This is a genomic window from Kitasatospora sp. NPDC043950 (assembly GCF_056435345.1).
This window is the reverse complement of the sequence record NZ_JBWKER010000009.1, coordinates 128,097-153,998: the sequence shown is the minus strand read 5'-3', so window position 1 is coordinate 153,998 and position 25,902 is coordinate 128,097. Positions and strand designations below refer to the sequence as shown.

The following is a 25,902-nucleotide window of genomic DNA, read 5'->3' as shown; positions in this document are numbered from 1 at the left end:
GAGGGTGGGGGTGCCCGAGATCTTCGGAGACAGGCGCATAATGGCTGCCTCGTGCCGACTGCACCGTTGCTGCCGTCGGGCTCGGAAGGAAGTTAACAGCGGTGCAATAGCGACGGAAAGTCCTTGCAGCAAGTTTCTGCAAGAAACGGCGATCGTTACGCCCACGTGTCCTGGACGTAGCCGCACGGTAGTTGACAGTGCGACCAAATGTCCGGCTTCGCCCGCTTCGATCCGGTACCGGATGGCCGAGAGCACCACCATCCCTGGCCGAAAACCGCTTGCAGCAGACTGAACGCATGCGTATCAGAGCCGCCATGAGGGACGAACTACCGCTGCTGTGCGAACTGGAGCGGGCCGCCGGGGCCCCCTTCGCCGCGATCGGCATGCCGGAGATCGCCGACGACGAACCACCGGCCCCGCACGAGCTGGCCCACTACCTGGACGCGGGCGTCGCCCTGGTCGCCGTCCCCGACGCGACCGACCTGCCCCACGTGACCGACCTGCCCCAGCAGCCCGGTCCCGGTCCGATCGCCGGCTACCTGCTCGCCGAGCCGGTGGACGGCGCCCTGCACATCGAACAGGTGTCGGTCCACCCCGACCACGCCCGCCGGGGCATCGGCCGGGCACTGATCGAACACCTCGCGGCCGGCACCGACGCCCCCGCGCTCACCCTCACCACTTTCGCCGACGTCCCCTGGAACGCCCCCTACTACGCCCGCTGCGGCTTCCGCCCGCTCGCCGACCACGAGCTCACCCCGGGCCTGCGGGAGATCCGCCGCAAGGAGGCCGAGCACGGTCTCGACCGCTGGCCCCGGCTCTGCATGCGCCGGGACCTCGCACGGGACCCCCGGCAGGACCCCCAGCGGGACCTCACCCCGGACGCGCCCGGAGCGCTCAGCTGACGCCCAGCCGCAGCACGGTCGTCGAGCGGAACTCCTCCCCCGGCCGCAGCACGGTGCTCGGGAACGCCGGGTGGTTCGGGGAGTCCGGGAAGTGCTGGGTCTCCAGCGCGATCCCGGCGAACGGCCCGTACGGGACGCCGCTCGCGCCGGTGACCGCGCCCTGGAACTTGTTGGCCGTGTAGACCTGGACGCCCGGCTCGGTGGTCAGCACCTCCAGGGTGCGCCCGCTGACCGGGTCCTCCAGCAGCGCCGCCCGGGCCGGGCCGCCGTCGGCCGGCCGGGCCCGGAGCACCCAGTTGTGGTCGTAGCCGCCGGGCCCGGCCAGCTGCGGGTGGTCGTCGTGCACCGACTTGCCGATCGGCGTGGCCACCGTGAAGTCGAACGGCGTGCCGGCCACCGGTTCGGTCCGCCCGTACGGGATCTGCCGCTCGTCGGCCGGGGTGTAGGCGTCGGCGTCGAGGGTGAGCAGGTGGCCGAGGACGTCGCCGTTCCCTTCACCCGCAAGGTTGAAGTACGCGTGGTTGGTCAGGTTGACCACGGTCGGCTTGCTGGTGGCGGCGCGGTAGGCGATCACCAGCTCGCCGGCCGGGTCCAGGGTGTAGGAGACGGTGACGTCCAGCGCACCGGGGAAGCCCTGGTCGCCGTCCGGGCTGTGCAGCCGCAGCCGCACCCCGCCCTCGATCCCGTCGGCCTCCCAGATCCGCTGCGCGAAGCCGTCCGGCCCGCCGTGGATGGTGATGCCGCCGCCGGTCGGGGCGAGCGGGTGCTCCTCGCCGTCGATGGTGATCCTGGAGCCGTCGATCCGGTTGGCGTACCGGCCGACCACGGTGCCGTAGTGCCGGGCCGGGCCGAGGATCTGCGTCAGCTGGTCGGTGGAGAGCAGCAGTTGGGCGGGGCGCCCGGCGCGGTCCGGGCCGGTGAGGGTGTGCAGGGTGGCGCCGAGGGTGAGCACGCTCGCCTCGTACGGGCCGGCGGAGAGCGTCCAGCGCTCGATCGCGGCGCCCGCGCCCGAGGGGTCGAGGGGTTCGTGCCGCACGCTGGTGGCCTCGCTCGCCATGGCCTGCTCCTCACTGGCGGTCGCGGGTGCCGTGACCGCCCCGGTTCCGGGTCCGTCCAGGGGGTCGCCGCGGCGACCCCCACGTCTGCGTCAGCCTAGCGACGGCGACCGCCCCGGGAGCGCTCCCGTGCCTCCGCGCGCCGCCCGGGCGCCCGCCGCCCACGCGCCCGGGCCGCCACGGCTACTCCTCCTCGGGCTCCGCCCCCGGCCGGGTGGCCCCGCGCGGCTGCGTCGGCAGCCCAAGGGCGGAGGCCAGGCCGTCCGGCCCGCTGCCCGCCTTGCGGTAGACCGCGGCCAGTCGACGGTTGACCAAGCTGAGGTGCACGCCGAGCTCGTCGGCGATGCGCTGCGGCGGCACGCCCTGCACCGCGAGGTTGGCGACCTCCCACTCGGGCTGGCTGAGCGTCTCCCGGAAGTCGCGCAGCCCCAGCCGGTTGGGCCGCAGGCCGTAGTTGGCCAGCTCCCGCCGCGCCTGGTCGACCAGCCCCTCGGCCGAGCAGTGCTGGGCCAGTTCGATGCCCTGGTACAGGTACTCCTGCGCGTCCTCCAGCCGCCCGACCCGGCGCAGCGCGGCGCCGAGGTCGACCAGCGCGACGGCGTGCTCGTACCCGGCCGGCGACTGGCCGAGGTACATCACGGCCTGCTCCAGCAGTTCGACCGCCTGCTGGCCGTCCTCGATCTGGGCGTTCAGCCGCAGCGCGGTGCCGATCGCCGAGGCGGTGCCGAAGGTACGGGCGTCCTGGACGGCCTTGTGGGCGTACTCGCGGGCCCGGTCGGGCTCGTCGGCCGCGATCGCGATGGCGAGGTGGCCGGCCCAGGGCGCCCAGACGGTGTTGTGCCAGCCGCGGGCCTCCAGTTGGGCGCCGGCCTCGGTGAGTGCGGCGGCCGCCCCGGCGTAGCGCTTCTTGGCGATCAGCAGCTTGCCGTACAGCGAGGGCGCGTCGGGCAGCACCATCGCGGTCGCGTGGTACGGCGGGTGGAAGCCGAACTTGACGGCGAGTTCCCAGGCCTCCTCGGTCCGGCCGCGGGCGAGCAGGGTGTCCACCAGGACGCCGACGGCGTCCCAGGCGAGCGGCAGCTTGGGGCCGATCCGCTCGGACAGTCGCAGCGCGCGGCGCAGGAAGTCCTCGGCCTCGGCGAGCAGGCCGCGGCGGAAGCGGGCGAGGCCCATCAGGAAGTACGCGAAGCCCCGGTGGGCACCGCTCCACCCGGCGACCTCGAACTGGATGATGGCGTCCGCGAACAGCCGCTCGGCCTGGGCGATGCGGTCGTTGTAGGTGTAGGTGAGGCCGAGCATGGAGGGCAGTTCGAAGCCCCAGGTGCTGTTGGTCCAGCCGAGTCCCTTGGGCAGTCGGCCTGCGTCGAGGACCGAGTCGGCGTAGGTCAGAGCCTCGGCGGAGGGGGCGCCGCGCAGGGTGAGGTCCCAGGCGCGCATCGCGAGGACGGCCCGGTCGGCGGCGTCGCGGGTGCTGAGGCCGTCGCACATGAGGCCGAGCCGGGTGGAGCGGCCGGGCCCGTCGTCCTCGGACTTGCGGAAGGCGTGCCACATGAACGAGGCGGCCTGGAGCCGGAGTCGGCCGGCCGGGTCGGCGGTCTGCTCGGCCTCGTCCTGGCAGACCACCGCGGCCTGGCGCAGTTCGCCGCTGTGTGCGAGCACCTCGGAGAGCCGGAAGGTGGCGTCGACCCGCAGTTCGGGGCGCAGCGGCCCCTCGTCGGGGTCGAGGGCGAGCTTGAGCTGGTTGACGGTGGCGACGGGGTCGGTGAGCAGCGCGGAGCAGCCCAGTTCGTACAGCACCTCGGCGCGGATGTCGTCGGCCGGGGGTTCGTTGAGGGCTCGGTGCAGGCAGCGCTGGGCGGCTTCGGGGGCGCCGATCAGCAGGTGTTCGACGGCGGCCCGGCGCAGTTTGCGGACGGTCTTGTCGTCGCCCTCGCCGGAGAAGGTCTCGACGAGGTGGCGGGAGGCGGCGAGCAGGCCGAGTCCGGCGTTCTCGATCTCGGCGGCGGCGACGCCGTGCATGCCGGTGCGGGTGGCCTCCGGCATGGTGTTGTAGATCGAGCTGCCGATCAGCGGGTGGACGAACTCCAGGTTGCCGTTGGGGGTCTGGGTGAGCACGCGCTGCTTGCGCAGCTGCTTGATGGCGTCGCGGGCGCCCTCGGTGGTCTGGGCGCAGATCCGGGTGGCGAGGTCGACCCGGATGTCGGTGCCGAGCATCGCGCAGGCCCAGGCGAAGCGCAGGGTGCCGGAGCCGAGCCGGTCGATCCAGCTCTTGAGGGTCATTCCGGTGGCGTCGACGGCGAGTTCGCGCAGTTGTTGGGAGTTCTCCTCGACCGGTTCGAGGTCCTGGTCGCGGACCTGGTCGAGCAGGGCGACGGCTTCGAAGGGGTTGCCGTTGACGACGTTCCAGAACTCGTAGCAGAAGGCGTCCTCGGCCTTGTCGCCGAGTTCGGCGCGGATCATGTCGGTGACGGAGACCAGCGAGAGCCGGTTGAGCTCGTGCTTGCTGGTGGCGAGGCCGAGGACGGCCTTGCGGTGCTGCTGGATCTCGGTCGGCCAGTCGTTCTCGTCCTCGCGGAAGGCGAAGACGAGCAGGACGGGCAGTTCGCGGGAGCGGACGGCGAACTGGGTGAGCCAGGAGAGCGACTCGTGGTCGCCCCAGTGCAGGTCGTCGACGATCATGACCAGCGGGGCCCGGCGCGGCGCGAGTTGGGTGAGGACGTAGTCGAGGCCGTCGCGCACGCCCTGGGGGTCGAGGCGGCGGGCGCCGGCCTTGGGCCGCTTGAGGCCCATGGCCGGTCCGACGACCTCCTCCCAGGTGCCCATGACCTGGCGGAACTCGTCGGGCTCCAGGCTGGTGAGGAGGGGTTGGAGGAGCTGGCGCAGCACGTGGTAGGGCTCGTTGAACTGGCGTTCGCCGCCGCGGGCGAACAACACGGTGGCGCGGTCGCGGAGTTTGGCGACCCGTCGGACCTCGTGCAGCAGGCTGGTCTTGCCGATGCCGGGGCGGCCGGAGAAGGCGAGCAGTTCGCCGATCTCGGTGCCGCCGGCCGCGAATTCGCAGCAGAGTTTGTCGACGGCCGTTTCGACGGAGCGCAGTTCGGCGTCGCGGTCGCGCAGCCTGACCCTCGGCGAGGTGCTGTCGCCGTCCCGGCCGGAACCTGATCCCGTCCGAAGTTCGTTGTCCTGCTCGGTCACCGTCGTGCCTCCGCCTCGCCACTCGCGTCACAGCCCGTGTCGCTGCTCGCATCACTGCCCGTGGAGCCGAGGTTAGCGCTGCGTGGCACTCACTGTGGGGCATTCGCGCAGGCTGGGGCGGACGGTGAGGGTTCGGACGCCTTGCCAAGGGCAATTGCCCTATACCCCTAACGTCCGATCATTACATCAGATACCCTACGGCCCGCGAGGCGAAGATGATCTTTCGCTACCACCCTCTCCCCGGAAGCCTCGCCGCGTCAACTCCCCCCACACCGAGCGTTCGAACCACTAGTGCCCCCACCCTTCGCCGCACCGGGAGTCCGATGTCTGACGACACCTCACTTCAGATTCCGTTCCCGCACCGCCGCAGCCCGCACGGCCCGCAGGCCACCGCACTGCACCGTGACTGGCTGGTCCGCCACCCGCTGCTCCCCGACGTCGACCACCCCGGGTACGCCCACTGGGAGGTGGTCGACCTCGCCGCCCTCGGCTACCCCGACACCGGCCCGGACGAACTCTCCCTCGCCGCCGACCTGATGGGCTTCTACTTCCTCTTCGACGACCAGTTCGACGGCCCGCTCGGCCGCCGCCCGACGGAGGTCGCCCCCATCTGCGAGCGGCTGATCGCCGTCCTGCACGGCGCCCGCCCCGACCAGGACTCGCCGGTCGAGACCGCCTTCGCCGACCTCTGGGACCGCAGCGTGCGCGGCATGCCCGCCCGTTGGCAGGCCCGCGCCGCGTACAACTGGGAGTGGTACCTGGCCAGTCACCCCGCCGAGGCCGCCGGCCGCATCTCCACCCGGCCACCCGACCGCGACGGCTACCTGGTGCTCAGACGAGGCACCGCGGCGATGGAGACCATCTTCGACATGGTCGAACGCCTCGGCCAGTTCGAGGTCCCCGCCGCCGTCCTGCACCACCCGGTGCTGCGTCAACTGCGCCAGCTGGCCGCCGACATCCCCTCGCTCAGCAACGACGTCCGGTCGTTCCCGCTGGAAGCCCCGCGCGGCGACGTCAACAACCTGGTGATGATCGTCCAGCGCGAGCGCCGCTGCTCGGCCGAGGAGGCCTGCGCGGTGGTGCTGGAGGAGGCGCAGCTGATGGTCGAGCGCTGCCGGGACCTGCACGGCCGACTGCCGGACGTCTACCGGGAGTTGGGGCTCTCCCGAGTCGAACGGACGATCGCCCAGCGGTACGCGGACGGGCTGGTCACCTGGCTCGCCGGCTACCTGTACTGGGAGTCCCGCACCGGCCGCTACCACGCGGTCTGACACCGTCCCGACCGGAGCGCGGAGACACGGTGCGCGCCCCCGCGCGACGGCCGGAACGCGCACCCTCCGTACGGGCCGGGCGCACGGACCGTAGCCGCGCCCCGCGCCGGGCGGCTATCGTGCTCGACGGCGGACGCCCCGGCGGGCCTCCGCCCCGAATTGCGTGTCCGCACCCTCCCGCCGGGCCGCCCCCGCGCCGGGCGCGGCCCGGCGCGCCGCCCCCGCCACCCGGTCCGGGCGGCGCCCGACGTCGCGAGGAGACACCAGAGCATGACGGTCTACCAGCCCCCCGGCACGCCCGGCAGCATCGTCGCCTACCGCTCCCGGTACGAGCACTGGATCGGCGGCGGCTGGACCCCGCCGGCGCGCGGCGAGTACTTCGGCGACCCGACCCCGGTCACCGGCGAGGTGTTCACCGAAGTCGCCCGCGGCACCGCCGAGGACATCGAGGCCGCGCTGGACGCGGCCCACGCCGCCGCCCCCGGCTGGGGCCGCACCCCGCCCGCCGAGCGGGCCCAGGTGCTGCTGCGGATCGCCGACCGGATGGAGGCGAACCTGGAGCGGCTGGCCGTCGCGGAGAGCTGGGAGAACGGCAAGCCGGTGCGCGAGACGCTGGCCGCCGACCTCCCGCTCGCGGTCGACCACCTGCGCTACTTCGCGGGCGCGCTGCGCGCCCAGGAGGGCGGCCTGTCCCAGCTGGACGAGGACACCGTGGCGTACCACTTCCACGAGCCGCTGGGCGTGGTCGGCCAGATCATCCCGTGGAACTTCCCGATCCTGATGGCGGTCTGGAAGCTCGCCCCGGCGCTCGCGGCCGGCAACGCGGTGGTGCTCAAGCCCGCCGAGCAGACCCCGGCCTCGGTGCTGCTGTGGGCCGAGCTGACCGCCGACCTGCTGCCGCCCGGCGTGGTCAACATCGTCACCGGCTTCGGCGAGGAGGCCGGCGCCCCGCTGGCCTCCAGCAACCGCATCCGCAAGATCGCCTTCACCGGCGAGACCACCACCGGCCGGCTGATCGCCCGCTACGCCAGCGACAACCTGATCCCGGTCTCGCTGGAACTCGGCGGCAAGAGCCCCAACCTGTTCTTCGCGGACGTCGCCGACGCCTCGGACGCCTTCTACGACAAGGCGGTCGAGGGCTTCGCGATGTTCGCCCTCAACCAGGGCGAGGTGTGCACCTGCCCCAGCCGGGCGCTGATCCAGTCCTCGGTCTACGAGCGGCTGCTCGCCGACGGTCTGGAGCGGGTGCGCGCGATGCGCCAGGGCGACCCGCTGGACACCGAGACCCAGGTCGGCGCGCAGGCCAGCGCCGAACAGCTGAAGAAGGTCCTCTCCTACTTCGAGATCGGCCAGGCCGAGGGCGCCAAGCTGCTGGCCGGCGGCGAGCGGGCCGACCTCGGCGGCGCCCTGGCCGGCGGGTACTACGTGACGCCGACGGTGTTCGAGGGCGTCAACAGCATGCGGGTCTTCCAGGAGGAGATCTTCGGCCCGGTCGTCTCGGTCACCCGCTTCGAGGACTTCGCCGAGGCGATCAGCCTCGCCAACGACACCCAGTACGGGCTCGGCGCGGGCGTCTGGACCCGCGACCTCAACACCGCCCACCGCGCCGGGCGCGCCATCCAGGCCGGCCGGGTGTGGACCAACTGCTTCCACGCCTACCCCGCCCACGCGGCCTTCGGCGGCTACAAGAACTCCGGCATCGGCCGGGAGAACCACAAGGCGCTGCTGGAGCACTACCAGCAGACCAAGAACCTGCTGGTCAGCTACTCCCCGGACGCGGTCGGCCTCTTCTAGGCCACGGCCTTCACGAAACACGGAGCGGGAGACCGGTCCCGGCCTCCCGCTCCGCCGCCACTCCCCGTGGCCGCACCGCGAACGCCCGCTGGGACGTCCACGCTGCGCAACCCTCCGTAGGGCAAAACGCCCATTTCGGGATCTAAGCACATGAATGCGCGATTTTCTCGACGCGCCGCCGACATGCCCGAACACACCCGGCGAACGCCGTAAACAGGACTCCCCGTCCCTCACCCCCGGGAGTCCCGATGACCATCTCCCCCGCCAAGCTCTCCGACCCCACCGTGCGCGCCTTCGTCGCCGCGGTCAACGCGGGCGACCGCGACGCCTTCCTGGCCACCCTCACCCCGGACGCGACCATGTCCGACGACGGCTCCGACCGCGACCTGCCCCAGTGGATCGACAAGGAGATCTTCACCGTCCGCGGCCGGATGGACGTCCAGACCGAATCGGACGGCGGCCACGCGCTGATCGCCAACTTCACCAACGACACCTGGGGCGAGATGCGCACCGCCTGGCGCTTCACCCTCACCGGCCCCAAGATCACCCGCTTCGAGACCGGCCAGGCCTGACGGCTCGGGACCGGGCCCGCCGCTACCCGGACAGCCCCAGGCACCCCCGCACCGCGCGGATCAGGTTGCGCGAGCGGATGTCGCCGGTGACACCCGGCTGCATGCCGTTGGTGACGTAGCCGAAGCCCAGCCCGAGCTCCGGGTCGGCGAAGCCCAGCGAGCCGCCCCGGCCGGGGTGGCCGAAGCTCGCCGGGGAGGCCATCGGTGCGGTCGGGCCGTGCCGCCAGAAGCCCAGGCCGAAAGTGGAGTTGACGATCAGCACCCGGTCCGGCCCGCTCACCTCGGGCCCGGCCGCGCGGGTCAGCACCCCGGGCGCGAGCAGCGGCGGCAGCAGCGCGCCGGAGCCGTCCGGGCGGTCGGCGGCGCCGATCAGCGCCGCGTAGAACCGGGCCAGCGAGCGGGCGGTGCCGATGCCCCCCGCGCCGGGGATCTCGGCGGCCTGCACCGCCGGGTCGTTGAGGTCCACCCCGGGGCGCACCGAGGCGAAGGACCGCGCGGTCAGCGAGGCCGGGTCCTGGTAGGCGTCCCGGACGGACTGCTTGGGTCGCAGTCGCAGCCCACTCGGCCCGGTCCGGGCCGCCTCCGGGGCGGGCAGGTCGACCAGCCGGCCGACCCTCGGCGCGGCCCCGGCCGGCAGCCCGATCCACAGGTCCAGCCCGAGCGGCCGGGCGATCTCCTCGGCGAAGTACTGGCCGATCGTGCGCCCGCTCACCCGCCGCACCACCTCGCCGACCAGCCAGCCGAAGGTGTACGGGTGGTAGCCGTGCGCGGTGCCCGGCTCCCAGGCGGGCGCCTGCGCGGCCACCGCGGCCGCCGCGCGCTCCCAGGTCAGCACGTCCTCCAGCCGCAGCGGCACGTCCAGCGCGGGCACCCCGGCCTGGTGCGACAGCAGCCAGCGCACCGGCACCCCGCCCTTGCCGGCCTGCGCGAACTCGGGCCAGTAGGAGGCCACCGGGGCGTCCAGGTCGAGCAGGCCGCGCTCGGCCAGCAGCAGCGCGGTGGCCGCGGTCAGGCCCTTGGTGACCGAGCGCAGCACCTGGGCGGTGTCCGCCGTCCAGGGCACCGCCGGCGCGGGCCGCCCGCCGACCTCGGGCCGGGCGTCACCGCCCCACAGGTCGACCACCTTGCGGCCGCGCGCGTACAGCGCGAAGGCCGCGCCCAGTTCGCCGTACTCGCGGAAGTTCCGCGCGAAGGCCTCCCGTACGGGCTCGAACCCCTCGGCCGTCTCGCCCCAGATCTCCACCACCGCGCGCCGCCCTCAGCCTGTCCGGTTCCTGCGTTCCCGCCCGCGTCGGATCGCACACGAATCGCATGCGCATCACAGTGCGCATCACATGCGAATCGAGCTCGGATCGCACTCGAAAAGCGTTCGAAGCGGGCCCCGAAACCCTAACCTGTCCATCATGACCAACCCTGCCGAAGAGCTGCTGGACGTCGTCGACGAGCACGACCGGGTGATCGGGACGGCGCTGCGCGGGGAGGTGTACCGGCAGGGGCTCACCCACCGGTGCGTCTTCATCCTGGTCCGCGACCCGGCCGGGCGGATCTTCGTCCACCGCCGCACCGACACCAAGCTGTTCGCCCCCGGCGCGTACGACATGTTCGTCGGCGGCGTGGTCGGCTCCGGCGAGACGTACGCCGAGGCCGCCGTACGCGAGGCCGAGGAGGAGCTCGGCGTGCACGGGATCAGCCCGCGTCCGCTCTTCAAGTTCCTCTTCCGGCAGGACCGGCTCTCCTGGTGGAGCGACATGTACGAGGCCGAGTGGGACGGCCCGGTCCAGCCGCAGGAATCCGAGGTCGCCTGGCACGCCTGGCTCACCCCCGCCGAGCTCGCCGACCGCCTCGCCCGCGACCACTTCGTCCCCGACGGCCGCGAGGCCTACCGCCGCTACCTGGACCTCCACGCCGCGTAGGCCCCGCCCCGGACGGCGGATAGGGTGGCGCGCATGGCCTCCCGTACGCCGTCGCCGACGGCCGCCCGCGCTGCACGGACCCCCGCCCCGGAGCAGGCACCGGCCCGGGCGGCGGGCCAGGCGCCGGACCGGGCACCGGCCCGGGCGGCTGCCGGTGAGCGGCCGCGCCGCAGGCTCAGCGTGGACGAGCGGCGCGAGCAGCTGATCGCCGTCGCGCTGGAGCTGTTCAGCCGCCGCCCGCCGGAGGAGGTGTCGATCGACGACATCGCCGCCGCCGCGGGGGCCTCCCGGCCGCTGGTGTACCACTACTTCCCCGGCAAGCAGGCGCTGTACGAGGAGTCGCTGCGGCGGGCCGGGCGGGAGCTCTCGGCGCGCTTCGAGGAGGCCGCCGACGGGCCGCTGTCCGAGCGGCTGTACCGGGTGATGGGCCGCTACCTGGACTTCGTGCAGAGCCACGGGCCCGGCTTCGCGGCGCTGCTGCGCGGCGGCTCGGTGGCGGCCAGCGCGGGCACCTCGGCGGTGATCGACGAGGTGCGGCGGGCCGCCCACGACCAGATCCTCTCCCACCTGGCGATCCCCGCGCCGAGCCCCGGGCTGCGGCTGACCGTCCGGGCCTGGATCGCCAACGCCGAGATCACCTCGCTGGAGTGGCTGGCCGAACGCTCGGTGCCGCTGGAGGACCTGCAGCTGCACCTGGTGCAGGAGTTCGTCGCCTCCCTCACCCTCACCGCCGCCCGGGAGCCGGCGCTCGCCGCCGAACTCGCCTCGTTCTTCGCGGACGAGCGTCCTGACGGCCCGACCGGGCGCCTGGTGCGGGAGCTCGCCGGACTGTTCGCCGTCCCCGGGATCGCCGAGGCGGTCACCGCGCTCGCCACCGCACCGTCCGGCGAAACGTCCCCGCAGGCCACGGGCGAAACGGCCGCGGCTCCCATCGGGTGATCCGCCGGTTCGGTCCCGACAGCGGGCTCTGATAGGAATGAGCACGGATCCGACGGCACGCCGCCACGGCGCGCGCGGACCCACCCGAACCAGCGGACCGCAGACGCAGCAGAGCGGGGGGCTCAACAGTTGACCCAGGACGTCCAGTTCAGCGCGGAGGCCAATCCCTTCGCGGCGGCGGAGCAGGTCTGCGCGACCCTCGGCACGCTCACCGACGCCCTCTTCGACGAGCGCACCTCCCGCCATCCGGCGGCCTCGCTCAGCGCCCTGCGTCCGGCCGAACACCCCGCCTCAGAGGCGCTGTTCGGCCTCCCACTGGCCCCGAACGGCCCGGTGCACGCGGCCGTGGACCGGCTCGGCACGGTGCTCACCGCCGGCACGGCCCGCCCCGGTACCGGCGCCCGGGTCGCCGACCGGGTGACCACCGCCCTCCACACCCGCTACGGCGGCGGGGCGGTGCGCGGCGCGATCGCCGACCGGGGCACCACCTCGGCCGCGCTGTTCCAACTGCCGGTCACCGGCGAATTCGCCGACCCCAAGCTGCGCCCTCCGTTCGCCCCGGCGCTGGCCGCGCTGGCCGCCGGGCAGCAGACCCGCCAGCCGGTCGAACTGGCCACCGGCGCGGGCGCCGAGGTCCGGCTGGTGGTCCCGCCCGGCTTCCACCCGCTGACCTCCCCCGGTGGTCCCGCCGGGGTCTGCTCCCGTACGGTGCCCGCGCCGGCGGGCGGGGCGGACGGCGTCGACCCGGCCACCGCCGCGGCCGCCGAGGAACTGACCGGGCATCTGGCCGAGGTCGCCGAGGAGCTGTTCAGCGGTGACGGTCCGGAGCAGCGCCGCGACTTCGCGGTCATCTCCGCCACCCTCGCCGACCTGGTCCACGACGCCGGCACGGTCTACGCCGGCGTCTGCGCGCTGGACGTGGACGGCCGGGCCTCCGACGCCGCCCTGGTCGTCTCGCTCGCCCGGCACCCGCTGCCGATCACCGCGCTCGCCACCGAGCTCGCCACCGTCCGGCGGCACGCCGAGGTGTGGACGGTCCTGCTGCCGGCCGGGCCGGCCGCCGTCCTGGTCGAGGGACGGACCGTCCCGGTGCCGGGGCCGCTGTCCGCCGACGGGCAGCGGCGCTGGGTGGTCACCTCGGCGGTCGAGGCCTTCGTCCCGCTGCCGGACGGCGGCACCGTGCTCTGCGTCCAGCTGTCCACGGCGCAGCCGGAGGACTGGGACCTGTACACGCAGGCGTTCGCGGAGCTGCTGAAGAGCGTTCAGTTCGGCTGGGACGGGGAGGTGTCCGGCGCCGTGCGCGCGCCCGTGCCCGCCACGCCTGCCGCCGCTCCCACTCCCGCTCCCGTCGAGAAGGAGCCGGAAGAGGTGCCGGCGCAGCTCCCGCCCGAGGACTTCAACCCGTTCGCGCCCGTCGCGGAGGCCTCCCCGGCCGACGCCGAGCCACAGGCGGCGCCGGCCAGGCGGAAGGGCACGCCGGTCATGGTGCCCCCGCCGGACTTCAACCCCTTCGCCCCGGAAAGCCTCCCGTCCACCCCGGACACGTCCCCGGCGGCGGCCGCCCCGGCCACCGACCCGTTCGGCACGGTGACGGCCGACCAGTCGGACCCGTTCGGCACCACGCTCGCGGCGCAGGGCCCGGCCGTCCCACCGCCGCCCTCCGCACCGCCGGCCGTTCCCGCGCAGGTTGCTCCCGCGCAGGACGCCCCGCGGAAGGGCACGCCGGTCATGGTGCCTCCGCCGGACTTCAACCCCTTCGCCCCGGAAAGCCTCCCGTCCACCCCGGACGAAGCGACGGAGACCGACGCGGCGGAGGCTTCGGGCCCGGAGACCAGGCCGTTCGGCTGAGCCCCGACCACTGCCCCTCCGCCAGGATCCAACCGCAGGATCGACAGGAGGCCGCGACAACGCGACGCCGAGAGCCGGCAGTTGACCGCCATTGTGGACAACGCCCGGACGCGACAGGAAGGTTGGGAGGCCCTACGCCGTCAGCCGGCGCGCCGGGCCAGGTGGACCACGTCCGGCACGCCGCGGCTGACCGGGATCTCGTGCGTGACGACGTCGGAGAAGCCCGCCGCCCGCAGTGCCTCCTCGAAGTCCGCGGAGGGCTGCGCGCTCCACACCGCCAGCACCCCGCCCGGATGCAGCCGGTGCCAGAGCACCGCGAGCCCGTCGGCGCCGTACAGCCCGGCGTTGGAGTCGGTGACGGTCCAGTCCGGGCCGTTGTCGATGTCAAGGCACAGCGCGTCGTAGCGCTCGCCGTCGGCCGCCGCCAGGTACTCCAGCAGGTCGGTGTGGAGGACCTGGACCCGCTGGTCCTCCAGCGCGCCGCCGGAGAAGGCGCCGAGCGGCCCGCTCCGGTGCCAGTCGATGACGGCGCTCTCGCGCTCGACGATGGCGATCCGCCCCCAGCGCGGCTCGGCCGCCGCGTACGCCAGCGAGAAGCCGACGCCGAGGCCTCCGATCAGCACCGAGGGCTCCGCGGGGGCGCCGGTGCGGTCCAGTTCGTCCAGCGCCGCCTGGATCAGCAGGCGTTCGGAGCGGCCGTCGGCGGTGTCCATCAGGAAGCAGCCGTTGGCGATGATCTCGAAGTGCCGACCGCGCCGGCGCAGCACCACCTCGCCGAACGGGCCGTCCCGCCGGTCGAGCGTGACGACGGCCTCGTGAGCGTCCCGTTCGGGCAGTGCGGTGGACATGCGGCTTCCTCAGCGGACTCGGGTGCAGGAGCGTCCCGGCGGACGAGTACCCGCCCGACAATAGCCGAGTCCGCCCCTGCGCCCGTCACGTCGTGACCAGCACCCCGGCGTAGGAGACGCCCGCGACGACCACCCAGGAGCCGAGCCCGAGCAGGGCGAGCCGCCCGCCGGTGCGGACCATGGTCGGCAGGTGCACGGCGCTGCCGAGGCCGAACAGCGCGGCGGCCAGCAGCAGTTCCTGGGCGTCCCCGGCGAGGGTGAGCGCCCGCTCCGGAAGCACCCCGGTGGTCCGCAGCACGATCATCGCGAGGAACCCCGCCACGAACAGCGGGACGATCGGCGGGCGGCTGCCGATGGTGCCCGGGTTCTTCGCAGGGCCTTCCCCCGACTCCTGGCCGGCCCCGACGACGGCCTCCCCGGCCCGTCGCGCCCGGCGCCGTACCGCGACGGCCATCCCGGCGACCAGCGGCGCCAGCAGCACCACCCGCATCAGCTTGACCAGGACGGCCTCCCGCAACGCGCCCGCCCCGCCGGTCTGCGCGGTGGCGACCACCTGCCCGACGTCGTGCACGCTCGCGCCGACCCACCGCCCGAACTCCACGTCGCCCAGCCCGAACGGCTGCTGGAGCAGCGGCAGCACGGCGATGGCCAGCGTCCCGCACAGGGTGACCAGGGCCACCGAGGCGGCGACGTCCTCCTCCTCGCTGCCGGCCGCCTGGCTGACCGCGCCGATCGCCGAGGCTCCGCAGATGGAGTACCCGGTGGCGACCAGCAGCGGCTGGTCGCCCGGCAGGCCGAGCCGCCGGCCGAGCCAGAGCGTGCCGGTGAAGGTGGCCGCGACCACCGCGAGCACCATGGCGACGGTGGCCCAGCCGAGGCCGAGCACGTCGTCCAGGCTGAGTTTGAGCCCGAGCAGGACGATCCCGAGCCGCATCAGCCGCTTGCCGGCCATGGACAGCCCTGGCCGGGCCACCCCGCGCACCACCGGGCGCAGCGCGGGCAGGTGGGCCGCCGCCATACCGAGCACGACGGCTGCGGTCAGCTTGGGCACGGCGGGCACGGCCGCGTGGACGGCGATCGCGGCGGCCACCCCGGCCGCCGCGAGCAGCAGGCCGGGGGCGTCCCCGCCGAGCGGGGGCAGTGAGCGGGTGCGCGTGGCGCGCTCCCGGAGGGTCAGTGCCACGCCGCCCTCACTGCTGCTGGTCGGCGGGCAGCCGGTAGACGCGCCGGATGCTGGTGCCGAGCCGCGAGACGTCCGCGCCGTAGACGTGGATGGAGATGGCGGTGCTGTTGCAGGCGTTGCGCACCAGGTGGATGTCACCGGGCGGGGCGAAGGCGGCGACGGTGCCGGCCGGGCCGGCGACGTGCTCGGTCTCGACGAGGTGGGCGGTGCGGCCGTCGGAGACCAGCCGGTAGCGGGTCTCGCTCTCCTGGCCCTGGTGGACGCCGGCCACGCACCAGGAGACGTGGTCGTGGATCGGGGTCTGCTGGCCGGGCAGCCAGACCAGGGCGACGACGGAGAAGCCGCCGTCCTCCTCGGCGTGCAGGACGTGCTGGCGGTAGCGCGTCGGGTCGCCCTCGCGCTGGGCGGGGGTGAGCAGCGCGTCGGGCCCGTCGGGGTCGGCGCGCAGGTGCGGGGCGAGGCGTTCGCCGACCAGGTAGGCGGTGAGTTCCGGGGGCAGTCCGCGGTCCACGACGGCACGGATCTCGCCGATCAGGGCGGTCATCCGCTCGGTGAGCCGGTCGCTGCCGACCGTGGCTGGGGGTGTCATGCCAGCAGGTTCGGCTGCACCGACCTATCACGTCCAACGATGGTTCTTAAGCTTCCCCCCAACTTCAGCTTATGAATCGCCCCGGTGAGCACCCACCGGAGCCACGACTCAGCACCCGATCCGGCTCGCCGCCGCCCGCCGCAGGTGGTCCAGCACCAGCCCGGTGGCCGGTATCCGCCGGTGCTCGCGCAGCACGTACGCGCTCACCTGCCGGCGCAGGTGCGGTTCGACGGCCCGCCCGGTGACCTTGCGGTGGCACATGAAGGAGAGCACCAACGCGGGCATCAGCGCGATCCCGACCCCGGCGGCGACCAGGCTCTGCACCGCGAGGTTGTCGTCCGTGGAGAACACGATGTCCGGCGCGAAGCCCTCCTCCGCGCAGACGTTCAGCAGGTTGGCCCGGCAGCGCGGGCACCCGGCGATCCAGCGCTCGCCGTCGAGGTCGGCGAGCCGAACGGCGTGCCGACGGCCGAGTGGGTGTCCGACCGGCAGCAGCACGGTGAGCAGGTCCTCCATCAGCGGGATCTCGTCCAGCCCGTCGGGCACCTCGGTCGCGCCGCCGGGGTAGCGGAAGGCCAGCGCGATGTCGCACTCCCCGCGCAGCAGTCGCTGGACGGAGTCCGGCGGTTCGGCCTCCAGCAGCTCGACCCGCACACCGGGATGCTCGGCGAGCAGCCGGGCCATCGCCTCGGGTATCAGGGTGGCGTTGGCGCTGGGGAAGGCGCAGACCCGCACCCGCCCGGCCCGCAGCCGGGCGAGCGCGGCGAGCTGCTGCTGGGCGGCGGAGAGGCTGCCGAGGATCAGTTCGGCGTGCCGGGAGAGCGCCTCGCCCGCCTCGGTGAGCCGCAGTCCGCGCCCGGCCCGGGTGAACAGCGCGACGCCGACGGTGCGTTCGAGCGCCTTCATCTGCTGGGTGATGGCGGGCTGGGTGTAGCCGAGCTCGCGGGCGGCGGCCGAGTAGGAGCCCGCTCTGACGACCTCGTGGAACGTCCTGATGTGCCGCGAGTCGAATACCGGCTCCATGGCCCTCCCCCGGTCGTCGTCGTCGAACCTCCGCAATCATAAGAGGAAATTGGAGATGCCCGCTCTATCCCCACCCACACCTATGGTTCAGGATCGAACCAGGCCTCTCACTGCTGCGCGGACGGCGGCAGCCCCATCGCCACCCCGGCCTTGACCACCGGCGCCCCGCCCCGCATGCTCGGGCTGCGCCGACTGCGGCGCTCGACCCAGCGGGCGAGCCAGGAGAGCAGCAGGCACATGCCGATGTAGATCGGCGCGATCACGATCACCACCGGGATGAACGGCAGGTCGTAGTCGAGGTTGGTGGCGATCAGCTTGCCCGCGTGCAGGAACTCCTCGTAGGTGATCAGGAAGCCCAGCGAGGTGTCCTTGAGCGCGACCACCAGTTGGCTGATGATGGCCGGCAGCATGGCCCGGTTGGCCTGCGGCACCAGCACGTACGTCATCACCTGGGTCTTGCGCAGGCCGAGCGCGTAGGCCGCCTCGCGCTGGCCCTTGGGCACCGCGAGCACGCCGGCCCGGAAGACCTCGGCCAGCACCGAGCCGTTGTACAGCACCAGCCCGACCACCAGCGCCCACAGCGGCTGCACCTTGAGCGCGACGAAGACGAAGAAGATCATCACCAGCAGCGGCATGGCCCGGAAGAACTCCACCACCACCGTGGAGAGCACCCGCACCACCTTGTGGTCGGACAGCCGCCCGGCCGCGAACAGCGCGCCGAAGGGCAACGCGAACAGCACCGTCCAGCCGAAGGCCTTGAGGGTGTTGCCGAGCCCGCTCAGCAGCAGGTCCTGGACGCCCCGGTACTCGAAGGGCATCCACTTCTGGTACGTGAACTGGTGGGTGTGGAACAGCATGTAGACGATCCAGCCGATCAGCGCCGCGATCAGCAGCAGCGCGATCCCGCCGTACAGCCGGTGGCGGGCGAGCGCCTTCGGACCGGGGATGTCGTACAGCGCCGAGGATCCAACGGTCATCGCGACACCGCCACTCGTCGTTCCAGCAGGTTGAAGACGGCGCTGACGGCCAGGGTGATGATCAGGTAGCCGACGGCGATCCAGACGAAGGTCCAGATGATGCTGTAGCCCAGTTCGTTGATCGTCCGGTAGGTGCCGAGCAGTTCGGTGACGCTGAACGAGCCGGCGATCGCCGTGTTCTTCGCCAGCGCGATCATCACACTGCCGATCGGCGCGACCACCGACCGGTACGCCTGCGGCAGCACCACCACGCTCATCGTCTGCCCGAAGCTCATGCCCAGGCTGCGCGCCGCCTCCCCCTGCCCCGCCGGCACGGTGTTGATGCCCGAACGCATCGCCTCGCAGACGAAGGCCGAGGTGTAGCAGCTGAGCGCGGCCACCGCGAAGACGAAGAACGGCAGCGTGATGTTGAAGCGCGGCAGGCCCAGCACCACGATGAAGAACAGCAGGGTCAGCGGCGTGTTGCGCAGCAGCGTCACCCACGCCGTCCCGAACACTCGCAGCGGCCGGACCGGCGAGACCCGGAAACCCGCGATCATCACTCCCAGCACCAGCGACAGCACGGCGCTCACCGCGAACAGCGAGAGCGTGCCGAGGAAGCCGTCCCAGTAGGTCGACCAGTTGTCGGTCAGCGTTTTCACGGCGCGGCCCTCTCAGTACCGGTCGATCGGCGGCGGTGTCGGCGCCGGCTCCCCGGACAGGCCCAGGGTCGCGTCGTAGGCCTTCTTCCAGTCGCCGTTCTGTTCGTTCTGCGCCAGCGCGTCGTCCAGGGCCAGGCGCAGCACGGTGTCGTTCTTCGGAGTCCCGATCCCGTACGGCTCCTGGGAGAACAGCGGGCCGACCACCTTGAGCTCGTCCGGCACCTTGGCCGCGTAGCCCAGCAGGATCGCGTTGTCCGTGGTGACGGCGTCCACCTGGCCGGTGATCAGGTTGTCCACGCAGGCCGAGTAGGTGTCGTAGCCGATCAGCTTCGCCTTCGGGTACTGCGACTGGATGCGCTGGTACGGGGTCGAGCCGGCCGCCGAGCAGACCTTCTTGCCGTCCAGGTCCTGCGGGCCGTGGATGGTGTTGTCGTTCCTGCGCACCAGCAGCGACTGCCCCGCGACGAAGTACGGCCCGGCGAAGCCGACCAGCTTCTTCCGGTTGTCGTTGATGGTGTAGGTGCCGACGTAGAAGTCCACCTGGCCGTTCTGCAGCGCGGTCTCGCGGTTGGCCGAGGCGATGGTCTTGAACTCGATCCGGTCCGGCGGGAAGCCGAGGTAGGCGCCGACCATCTTGGCGATCTCGATGTCGAAGCCGGAGTACACGCCGGTGGCCGGGTTCTTCTCGCCCAGGTACGGCTGGTCCTCCTTGGCGCCGACCACCAGGTGGCCCCGGCTCCGGGCGGCGTCCAGGGTCGGCGAGCCGGTGATGGAGGCGGCGTCGCGCACCTGGTAGCTGGGCAGCGCGCTCGCCTGCGGGCCCTTGGGCGGCGGGGTGCCGGGCTTGCCGCAGCCGGCGGCCAGCACGGCGAGCAGCAGGACGGCGGCGAGCACCGTCCGGCTCCGGGCGGCGGGCGTGGTCTTCCTCGTCACGGGCGCCGCCTCAGTGCTTCAGGATCTTGGACAGGAAGTCCCGGGCGCGCTCGCTCTCCGGAGCGCTGAAGAAGTCCTCCGGGGCGCGGTCCTCGACGATCCGGCCGTCGGCCATGAAGACCACCCGGTTGGCGGAGGCCCGGGCGAAGCCCATCTCGTGGGTGACCACGACCATCGTCATGCCCTCGTGCGCGAGCTGGCGCATGACGTCCAGCACCTCGTTGATCATCTCGGGGTCGAGCGCCGAGGTCGGCTCGTCGAACAGCAGTGCCTTCGGGTCCATCGCCAGCGCCCGGGCGATCGCCACCCGCTGCTGCTGGCCGCCGGAGAGCTGGGCCGGGTACTTGTCGGCGTGCGCCTCCAGCCCGACCCGCTCCAGCAGGGCGCGGGACTTGGCGTCCGCCTCCGCCCGGGGCCGGCCGCGGACCTTGATCTGCGCGAGCGAGACGTTCTGCAGCACGGTCTTGTGCGCGAACAGGTTGAAGGACTGGAACACCATACCGACCTCGGCGCGCAGCCGGGCCAGCCCCTTGCCCTCCTCGGGCAGCGGCTCGCCGTCGATCAGGATGGTGCCGTCCTCGATCGGCTCCAGGCGGTTGATCGCCCGGCAGAGCGTCGACTTGCCGGAGCCGGACGGTCCGATGACCACGACGACCTCGCCGCGGCCCACGGTCAGCTCGATGTCCTGGAGGACGTGCAGGTCCCCGAAGTGCTTGTTGACGCCGCGCACCTCGATCAGCGGCGTGAAGGCCGAGGGCCCCGCCTGGGCCGGCCCGGGAGCGCTGGTCACCGGCCGCGACGCCCCTTCAGCAGCCAGCCCAGCGCGCCGCCGGCGAGCAGCGTGGCGAGCAGTGCGATCCAGAGCGGCGCGGTAACGGTGAACACCCAGAACTGGATCTTCACCTTGTCGAGGTTCGCGAACAGGAACCACACGGCGAGGACGACGATGACGCCGATCCCGATGTACCGGGTGGGGATCCCAGCGATCTCGCTGCGTTTGGAGCCGGACGAGCCGTCCGAAATCTTGGTCACCGGAGCAGTCTGCGGGCCGGGGCTCCGATCTGCCCGGTTACGCGCCCTGATGGGTGAGGTAGTAACCCGCACGGGGCAATCCGGCCCCGTGCGGGTTTGAAGTGCCGTACGGGTCAACGGCGCCGTACGGGTTCAACGGCGCCGGCCCGCTACCGCTCGTCCCGCCAGGAGCGCCAGAGCGCCGCGTACGGGCCGCCGGCCGCGACCAGCTCCGGGTGGCTGCCGTACTCGCTGATCCGGCCGCCCTCGACCACCGCGATCACGTCCGCGTCGTGCGCGGTGTGCAGCCGGTGGGCGATGGCGATGACCGTGCGGCCCTCCAGCACCCGGGCGAGCGAGCGCTCCAGGTGCCGGGCGGCGCGCGGGTCCAGCAGCGAGGTGGCCTCGTCCAACACCAGGGTGTGCGGATCGGCCAGCACCAGCCGGGCCAGCGCCAGCTGCTGGGCCTGCGGCGGAGTCAGCACGGTGCCGCCGGAGCCGACCTCGGTGTCGAGGCCGTGCGGCAGCGCGTCCACCCAGCCGCCGGCGTCCACCGCGTCCAGCGCGGAGCGCAGTTCGGTGTCCTCGGCCCCGGGCGCGGCCAGCCGCAGGTTGTCCCGCAGGGTGCCGACGAAGACGTGGTGCTCCTGGTTCACCAGGGCGACCTCCGCCCGCACCCGCTCGGCCGGCATCCGCGCCAGTGCCGCCCCGCCGAGCGTCACGCTGCCGCGCCCGGGGGCGTAGATCCCGGCCAGCAGCCGCCCCAGCGTGGACTTGCCCGCCCCGGACGGCCCGACCAGCGCGACCCGGGTGCCCGGCGCGACGTCCAGGCTGATGCCGTGCAGGACGTCGGCGCCCTCCCGGTAGCCGAACCGGACGTCCCGGGCCTCGACCCGGCGGCCGTCCGGGTGACTGGACTCGTCACCCTCGTGCTCCGGCACCTCGCGGACGCCGACCAGCCGGGCCAGCGAGGCCTGGCCGATCTGCAGTTCGTCGTACCAGCGCAGGATCAGGTCGACCGGACCGGTCAGCATCTGCGCGTACAGCACTCCTGTGGTCAACTCGCCGACGGTGATCCAACCCTTGAGGGTGAACAGCCCACCGAGCAGCAGGGTGGCCAGCACCGCCGAGGAGTAGAACGCGTCGATGGTCGGGAACCAGACCGAGCGCAGCCACAGGGTGTAGCGCTCCCAGGCGAGCCACTCGCCCAGCTTGCGGTCCGTCAGGGCGATCCGCTGGTCGCCCAGGCGCAGCGTCTCCACCGTCCGCCCGGCGTCCACCGTCTCGGCCAGCACGGTGTTCACCGCGGCGTACCCGGCCGACTCGTTGCGGTAGGACTGCGGCGCGCGCTTGAAGTACCAGCGGGAGCTGACCAGCAGCAGCGGCAGGCCGACCAGCGAGGTGAGCGCGAGCAGCGGCGAGGTGACCAGCAGGGCGCCGATCACCAGCAGCAACGACACGATGGCGACGGCGAGTTCGGGCACGGCCTCGCGCACCGACTTGTCCAGCCGGTCGATGTCCGTGGTGCCCCGGGAGACCAGGTCCCCCGTGCCGGCCCGCTCCAGCACGCCGGTGGGCAGCGCGACCGAGCGGACCAGGAAGTCCTCGCGCAGGTCGGCCAGCACCCGCTCGCCGAGGACGGCACCGCGCATCCGGGACCAGCCGGTGAAGGCGGACTGCACCACCAGCGCTAGCAGGTACCAGCCGACCGCGACCGCGATGGTGGCCTCGGCGGTGCCGGTGGCCAGCGACTCGACCAGGCTGCCGAGCACCCAGGGGCCCACCAGCCCGGCCACGGTGGCCACCGAGTGCAACCCCACCACCGCGGAGAACCCGCCGCGGTGGCGCCGGGCGAGCAGGCGCAGGTAGGCGCGCACGGCGGCCGGTGAGCCGACCGGCAGGGTGGTGGCCGGCCCCTGCTCCTCATGGACGGGGGGCTTCATGACGTGCTCCTCAGGTGTGCGGCGGGTCGGGCGGGACGGACGGCGCGGGTGCCCACGCGGCCGCTCATACCGGCTCCCCCACCGGTTCCGGCTGCTCTTCGCGGGTGACCACGGCCCGGTAGGCCGGCTCGGTCCGCATCAGGTCGCGGTGCCGCCCGGCCACGGCCGCCCGGCCGTCGCGCAGCAGCACCACCCGGTCCGCCTGGTCGAGCAGCAGCGGGCTGGTCGCGAAGAGCACGGTGGTGCGCCCCGCCCGGGTGTCCCGCAGTCCGGTGGCGATCCTGGACTCGGTGTGGGCGTCCACCGCGCTGGTCGGCTCGTCCAGGACGAGGACCGGCGGGTCGGCCAGCAGCGCACGGGCCAGGGCGAGTCGCTGGCGCTGCCCGCCGGACAGCGAGCGCCCGCGCTCGGTGATCCGGGCGAGCATCGCGTCGCCCTCGCACTCCGGCGAGCCGTCCACCAGAGCCTCCAGCACGTCGTCGGACCGGGCGGCGGCCAGCGCCTCGGCCACCGAGACCCGCCCCGAGGACGGGATGTCGAACAGCCCGGCCAGGGTGCCGGAGAGCAGCACCGGCTCCTTGTCGTGGACCAGCACCGCCGCCCTGGCCTCGGCCAGCGGTACCGCGTCCAGCTCCGTTCCGCCGAGCCGGACGGAGGGCTGCTCCGGCTCGTCGCCGGCGGCCGGGACGTGCCCGCCGAGCCGCCCGGCGAGCGCCCCGGCGAAGTCCGGGTCCCCGCAGACGACCGCGGTCAGCTCCCCGGCCCGCGCGGTCAGCCCGGTCGCCGGGTCGAACAGGTCGGCGTTCCCCGGCTTGTTCAGCGAGGCCTCGGCCACGCCGCTGGTACGGCTGAGCGAGAGCACCCGGACGGCGCGCCCGGCGGAGACCCGGGCGACGCTCCAGGCGTGTGCGGCCTCGCCCAGGATCCGCAGCGGCGCCGCGAGGAAGGCGGTGGCGCCGTACACGGCGATCAGGGTGCCGACGGCGAGTTCGCCCGCGGCCGCCTGCCGGGCGCCGTACCACGTCACCCCGATCACGAACAGGCCCGGCAACAGGACCTGTTGGGCCTGCATCAGCGACCAGAGCCGGGCCGATCGGACGGCCGCGGCCCGGACCTTCTGGGAGGCGGCCCGGTACCGGTCCAGGAACAGCTCCTCGCCACCGATGCCGCGCAGCACCCGCAGCCCCGCCACGGTGTCGGCGGCCAGCTCGGTGGCCTTGCCGCCGAGCGTACGCTGCTGCTCGTACCGCCGCTCGAACGGCCCGATCAGCGGCCAGACGGCGGCTGCCAGCACCGGGACGCCGAGCAGCACCCCGACCCCGAGCACCGGTTCGACGACCAGCACGGCCGAGCTGACGGCCAGCCACACGATCACCGCGGCCCGGACCCGGGCGACGAGTTCGACGTACCAGCCGATCCGCTCGACGTCCCCGCTGCCGACCGCGACGACCTCGCCGGTGGCGATCCGGCAGGACAGCCCGGCGCCCAGGTGCGAGGCCTGCCGGGCCACCAGCTGCCGCACGTGGCACGCCGCGTGGATCCAGTTCCAGACCGCCTGGCGGTGCAGCAGCACGGCACCGAGCGCGGACAGCACGGCGAGCGCCACCGCGAGGGCGCCGGCCCGCCAGATCCCGGCGGCCTCGCCGTCGACGGCGGCCTGCACGCCCCACCCGAGCGGTATCGGCAGCGCCGCCTGGCCGCCCATCTCCAGCAGCGCCCAGCAGGTGGCGAGCACCTGCCCGCGCCGCTGGCCGCGCTGGAGCCAGCGCAGGAAGGCCAGGGGTGAGGAGAGGTCGGGACTGCCGGGGTCGGCCAACGGCAGGGGGGTCAGCAGCATGACGCTCCGATACAGGAGGGTGCGGGACGGCACTGGAGGGTGCTGGAGGGTGCGAACAGGCGTGAGCGGACACGCCGGGAGAAGGTCACGAGCCGGAGGCGCGGGTCTCGCGGCACGGCGGGCCCGGCTCGCGCGAACGACGGAAGCCGGACGGCGGCGGGCGACAGCGCGGCACCTCGCCCCGGCGGCATCGGCGCGTCCGGAGCGGCGCCGGACGGGACGGCCGGGCGGAGGCGGGAAGGGCATGAAGGGCCCGGATCTCAGGAGGTCATGGCCGCGAGCCTGCCAACCCCGATGTGATCCGCGCAACAGGTTTTTTCGCTACCCGGCCCCTGAATCCCCGCCGCAGCGGGCCTCCGGCCCCGCAAGATTCCCCCGAACGGCGGGAACAATCCCGCCCGGGTGCCAGTTGCCCCTTTCTGGAATCACACGGACGACCAGGAGGGCACCCCTTCCCGTGAGCAACATCCCCAACGTCACGCTGAACGACGGCGCGCAGATCCCGCAGCTCGGATTCGGCGTGTGGCAGGTCCCGGACGACGAGGCCACGGCCGCCGTCCGCACCGCGATCGAGGCGGGCTACCGCTCCATCGACACCGCGGCCATCTACGAGAACGAGGCCGGCACCGGCCAGGCGATCACCGAGGCCCTGTCCGGCGGCGTGGCCCGCGAGGACCTCTACATCACCACCAAGCTGTGGAACTCGGGCACCCGCGACTGGTCGGGCGAGCAGGGCCGCGACGCCGTCCTGCGCGAGTTCGACGCGTCGCTGGCCAAGCTCGGCCTCGACTACGTCGACCTCTACCTGATCCACTGGCCGCGCCCGAAGCACGGCAGCTACCTGAACGTCTGGAAGGCCTTCGAGCAGCTGAAGGCGGACGGCCGGGTCAAGTCGGTCGGCGTCTCCAACTTCGGGCCCGAGCAGCTCACCCGGCTGCTCGACGAGACCTCGGTCGTCCCGGTGCTGAACCAGGTCGAGCTGCACCCGTACTTCCCGCAGACCGAGCTGCGCGCCTTCCACGCCCAGCACGGCATCGCCACCGAGGCCTGGAGCCCGCTGGGCCAGGGCAAGGAGTTGCTCGCCGAGCCGGCGCTGGCGAAGATCGCCGAGAAGCACGGCCGCACGGTCGCCCAGGTGGTGCTCCGCTGGCACCTGCAGAGCGGCGTGATCGCGATCCCGAAGTCGGTCACCCCCGCCCGCATCCGGGAGAACCTGGACGTCGCCGGCTTCGAGCTGGACGCCGAGGACCTCGCCGCGATCGCCGGTGTCGCCACCGGCACGCGGATCGGTCCGGACCCGCAGGAGTTCGACTGGAACTGACGGCACCCGCCGTCCGACTTCTCTGACGAGCGGTCATGTCGAACGACCGCCCACCCCGATCAGGGGTGGGCGGTCTTCGGTGTGCCACGATCCGCCGGCGCCAACGA

The 25,902-nt window shown here is 73.2% G+C and carries 22 protein-coding genes; 8 read left to right on the top strand and 14 right to left on the bottom strand.

Going from position 1 to position 25,902, the window contains the following annotated elements:
• Positions 1–296 precede the first annotated feature (296 nt).
• Complete coding sequence (locus tag AC07BF_RS08960; RefSeq protein WP_478333117.1) at positions 297–902, top strand: GNAT family N-acetyltransferase; 606 nt, start codon at positions 297–299, stop codon at positions 900–902.
• Here AC07BF_RS08960 and AC07BF_RS08955 read toward each other — a convergent pair.
• Together AC07BF_RS08955 and AC07BF_RS08950 are read right to left on the bottom strand one after the other, a co-directional pair.
• Positions 895–1,959, bottom strand: coding sequence for an aldose epimerase family protein (locus tag AC07BF_RS08955; RefSeq protein WP_363631500.1), 1,065 nt, complete (start codon positions 1,957–1,959; stop codon positions 895–897). The genes AC07BF_RS08960 and AC07BF_RS08955 overlap by 8 nt on opposite strands.
• Positions 1,960–2,140: 181 nt before the next feature.
• On the bottom strand, positions 2,141–5,152 hold the full coding sequence (locus tag AC07BF_RS08950; protein WP_363585887.1) for an ATP-binding protein: 3,012 nt from the start codon (positions 5,150–5,152) through the stop codon (positions 2,141–2,143).
• 323 nt (positions 5,153–5,475) lie between these two features.
• Between AC07BF_RS08950 and AC07BF_RS08945 the strand changes: the two genes are divergently transcribed.
• The 3 genes from AC07BF_RS08945 (at position 5,476) to AC07BF_RS08935 (ending at position 8,789) form a co-directional block, all read left to right on the top strand.
• Positions 5,476–6,423 carry a terpene synthase family protein gene (locus AC07BF_RS08945; protein ID WP_350875605.1) on the top strand — a complete coding sequence of 316 codons (948 nt, stop codon included), beginning with the start codon at positions 5,476–5,478 and terminating at the stop codon, positions 6,421–6,423.
• Between the two features lie 270 nt (positions 6,424–6,693).
• A complete protein-coding gene (gene exaC, locus AC07BF_RS08940) occupies positions 6,694–8,217 on the top strand; it encodes an acetaldehyde dehydrogenase ExaC (protein WP_363585886.1) in 1,524 nt (507 codons plus the stop codon).
• A gap of 248 nt (positions 8,218–8,465) precedes the next feature.
• Entirely contained in the window at positions 8,466–8,789 is a 324-nt protein-coding gene (locus AC07BF_RS08935; protein WP_363377241.1) for a nuclear transport factor 2 family protein, read from the top strand.
• A gap of 22 nt (positions 8,790–8,811) precedes the next feature.
• Here the strand turns inward: AC07BF_RS08935 and AC07BF_RS08930 are convergent, their stop codons facing one another.
• On the bottom strand, positions 8,812–10,035 hold the full coding sequence (locus AC07BF_RS08930) for a serine hydrolase domain-containing protein (protein WP_363585885.1): 1,224 nt from the start codon (positions 10,033–10,035) through the stop codon (positions 8,812–8,814).
• Positions 10,036–10,192: 157 nt separating this feature from the next.
• Between AC07BF_RS08930 and AC07BF_RS08925 the strand changes: the two genes are divergently transcribed.
• The 3 genes from AC07BF_RS08925 to AC07BF_RS08915 all read left to right on the top strand — a co-directional run bounded on the left by AC07BF_RS08925 (position 10,193) and on the right by AC07BF_RS08915 (position 13,489).
• Positions 10,193–10,702 (top strand): NUDIX hydrolase, encoded by a 510-nt coding sequence (locus AC07BF_RS08925; protein WP_363585884.1) that lies wholly within the window; start codon positions 10,193–10,195, stop codon positions 10,700–10,702.
• A 33-nt stretch (positions 10,703–10,735) separates the two neighbouring features.
• Positions 10,736–11,641 carry a TetR/AcrR family transcriptional regulator gene (locus AC07BF_RS08920; RefSeq protein WP_363585883.1) on the top strand — a complete coding sequence of 302 codons (906 nt, stop codon included), beginning with the start codon at positions 10,736–10,738 and terminating at the stop codon, positions 11,639–11,641.
• 129 nt (positions 11,642–11,770) lie between these two features.
• Positions 11,771–13,489 (top strand): hypothetical protein, encoded by a 1,719-nt coding sequence (locus AC07BF_RS08915; protein ID WP_400805244.1) that lies wholly within the window; start codon positions 11,771–11,773, stop codon positions 13,487–13,489.
• A 140-nt stretch (positions 13,490–13,629) separates the two neighbouring features.
• Here the strand turns inward: AC07BF_RS08915 and AC07BF_RS08910 are convergent, their stop codons facing one another.
• From AC07BF_RS08910 to AC07BF_RS08860, 11 genes are all read right to left on the bottom strand, one after another.
• Positions 13,630–14,337 carry a spermidine synthase family protein gene (locus AC07BF_RS08910; protein WP_363631511.1) on the bottom strand — a complete coding sequence of 236 codons (708 nt, stop codon included), beginning with the start codon at positions 14,335–14,337 and terminating at the stop codon, positions 13,630–13,632.
• An 85-nt stretch (positions 14,338–14,422) separates the two neighbouring features.
• A complete protein-coding gene (locus AC07BF_RS08905) occupies positions 14,423–15,514 on the bottom strand; it encodes a YeiH family protein (RefSeq protein WP_363585906.1) in 1,092 nt (363 codons plus the stop codon).
• A 13-nt stretch (positions 15,515–15,527) separates the two neighbouring features.
• Positions 15,528–16,109, bottom strand: coding sequence for a cysteine dioxygenase family protein (locus AC07BF_RS08900; RefSeq protein WP_363585880.1), 582 nt, complete (start codon positions 16,107–16,109; stop codon positions 15,528–15,530).
• A 108-nt stretch (positions 16,110–16,217) separates the two neighbouring features.
• Complete coding sequence (locus tag AC07BF_RS08895; protein WP_363585879.1) at positions 16,218–17,132, bottom strand: LysR family transcriptional regulator; 915 nt, start codon at positions 17,130–17,132, stop codon at positions 16,218–16,220.
• A 107-nt stretch (positions 17,133–17,239) separates the two neighbouring features.
• Positions 17,240–18,109: an amino acid ABC transporter permease gene (locus AC07BF_RS08890; protein ID WP_478333116.1), complete on the bottom strand. Its 870-nt coding sequence runs from the start codon at positions 18,107–18,109 to the stop codon at positions 17,240–17,242.
• Positions 18,106–18,750, bottom strand: a complete 645-nt coding sequence (locus AC07BF_RS08885; RefSeq protein WP_363585878.1) for an amino acid ABC transporter permease — start codon at positions 18,748–18,750, stop codon at positions 18,106–18,108. Before AC07BF_RS08885 ends, AC07BF_RS08890 begins: the two co-directional genes overlap by 4 nt.
• A gap of 12 nt (positions 18,751–18,762) precedes the next feature.
• Positions 18,763–19,683, bottom strand: coding sequence for a glutamate ABC transporter substrate-binding protein (locus AC07BF_RS08880; RefSeq protein ID WP_363585877.1), 921 nt, complete (start codon positions 19,681–19,683; stop codon positions 18,763–18,765).
• Between the two features lie 10 nt (positions 19,684–19,693).
• Positions 19,694–20,422: an amino acid ABC transporter ATP-binding protein gene (locus AC07BF_RS08875; RefSeq protein WP_363585905.1), complete on the bottom strand. Its 729-nt coding sequence runs from the start codon at positions 20,420–20,422 to the stop codon at positions 19,694–19,696.
• A 47-nt stretch (positions 20,423–20,469) separates the two neighbouring features.
• Complete coding sequence (locus tag AC07BF_RS08870) at positions 20,470–20,715, bottom strand: LapA family protein (RefSeq protein ID WP_363616943.1); 246 nt, start codon at positions 20,713–20,715, stop codon at positions 20,470–20,472.
• Between the two features lie 149 nt (positions 20,716–20,864).
• Positions 20,865–22,637: an ABC transporter ATP-binding protein gene (locus AC07BF_RS08865; RefSeq protein ID WP_363585875.1), complete on the bottom strand. Its 1,773-nt coding sequence runs from the start codon at positions 22,635–22,637 to the stop codon at positions 20,865–20,867.
• Between the two features lie 64 nt (positions 22,638–22,701).
• Complete coding sequence (locus AC07BF_RS08860) at positions 22,702–24,474, bottom strand: ABC transporter ATP-binding protein (protein WP_363631513.1); 1,773 nt, start codon at positions 24,472–24,474, stop codon at positions 22,702–22,704.
• A 457-nt stretch (positions 24,475–24,931) separates the two neighbouring features.
• On the opposite strand from AC07BF_RS08860, the gene AC07BF_RS08855 reads away from it, so the two are divergent.
• Positions 24,932–25,795 (top strand): aldo/keto reductase, encoded by an 864-nt coding sequence (locus AC07BF_RS08855; protein WP_363631514.1) that lies wholly within the window; start codon positions 24,932–24,934, stop codon positions 25,793–25,795.
• Positions 25,796–25,902 lie beyond the last annotated feature (107 nt).

What these genes read in the sequence shown, in the direction of transcription:
- AC07BF_RS08960 (WP_478333117.1), top strand. Translation starts at nt 297, where the DNA reads ATGCGTATCAGAGCCGCCATGAGGGACGAACTACCGCTGCTGTGCGAA.
- AC07BF_RS08955 (WP_363631500.1), bottom strand. Translation starts at nt 1,959, where the DNA reads ATGGCGAGCGAGGCCACCAGCGTGCGGCACGAACCCCTCGACCCCTCG.
- AC07BF_RS08945 (WP_350875605.1), top strand. Translation starts at nt 5,476, where the DNA reads ATGTCTGACGACACCTCACTTCAGATTCCGTTCCCGCACCGCCGCAGC.
- exaC (WP_363585886.1), top strand. Translation starts at nt 6,694, where the DNA reads ATGACGGTCTACCAGCCCCCCGGCACGCCCGGCAGCATCGTCGCCTAC.
- AC07BF_RS08935 (WP_363377241.1), top strand. Translation starts at nt 8,466, where the DNA reads ATGACCATCTCCCCCGCCAAGCTCTCCGACCCCACCGTGCGCGCCTTC.
- AC07BF_RS08925 (WP_363585884.1), top strand. Translation starts at nt 10,193, where the DNA reads ATGACCAACCCTGCCGAAGAGCTGCTGGACGTCGTCGACGAGCACGAC.
- AC07BF_RS08920 (WP_363585883.1), top strand. Translation starts at nt 10,736, where the DNA reads ATGGCCTCCCGTACGCCGTCGCCGACGGCCGCCCGCGCTGCACGGACC.
- AC07BF_RS08910 (WP_363631511.1), bottom strand. Translation starts at nt 14,337, where the DNA reads ATGTCCACCGCACTGCCCGAACGGGACGCTCACGAGGCCGTCGTCACG.
- AC07BF_RS08900 (WP_363585880.1), bottom strand. Translation starts at nt 16,109, where the DNA reads ATGACACCCCCAGCCACGGTCGGCAGCGACCGGCTCACCGAGCGGATG.
- AC07BF_RS08895 (WP_363585879.1), bottom strand. Translation starts at nt 17,132, where the DNA reads ATGGAGCCGGTATTCGACTCGCGGCACATCAGGACGTTCCACGAGGTC.
- AC07BF_RS08890 (WP_478333116.1), bottom strand. Translation starts at nt 18,109, where the DNA reads ATGACCGTTGGATCCTCGGCGCTGTACGACATCCCCGGTCCGAAGGCG.
- AC07BF_RS08865 (WP_363585875.1), bottom strand. Translation starts at nt 22,637, where the DNA reads ATGAAGCCCCCCGTCCATGAGGAGCAGGGGCCGGCCACCACCCTGCCG.
- AC07BF_RS08860 (WP_363631513.1), bottom strand. Translation starts at nt 24,474, where the DNA reads ATGCTGCTGACCCCCCTGCCGTTGGCCGACCCCGGCAGTCCCGACCTC.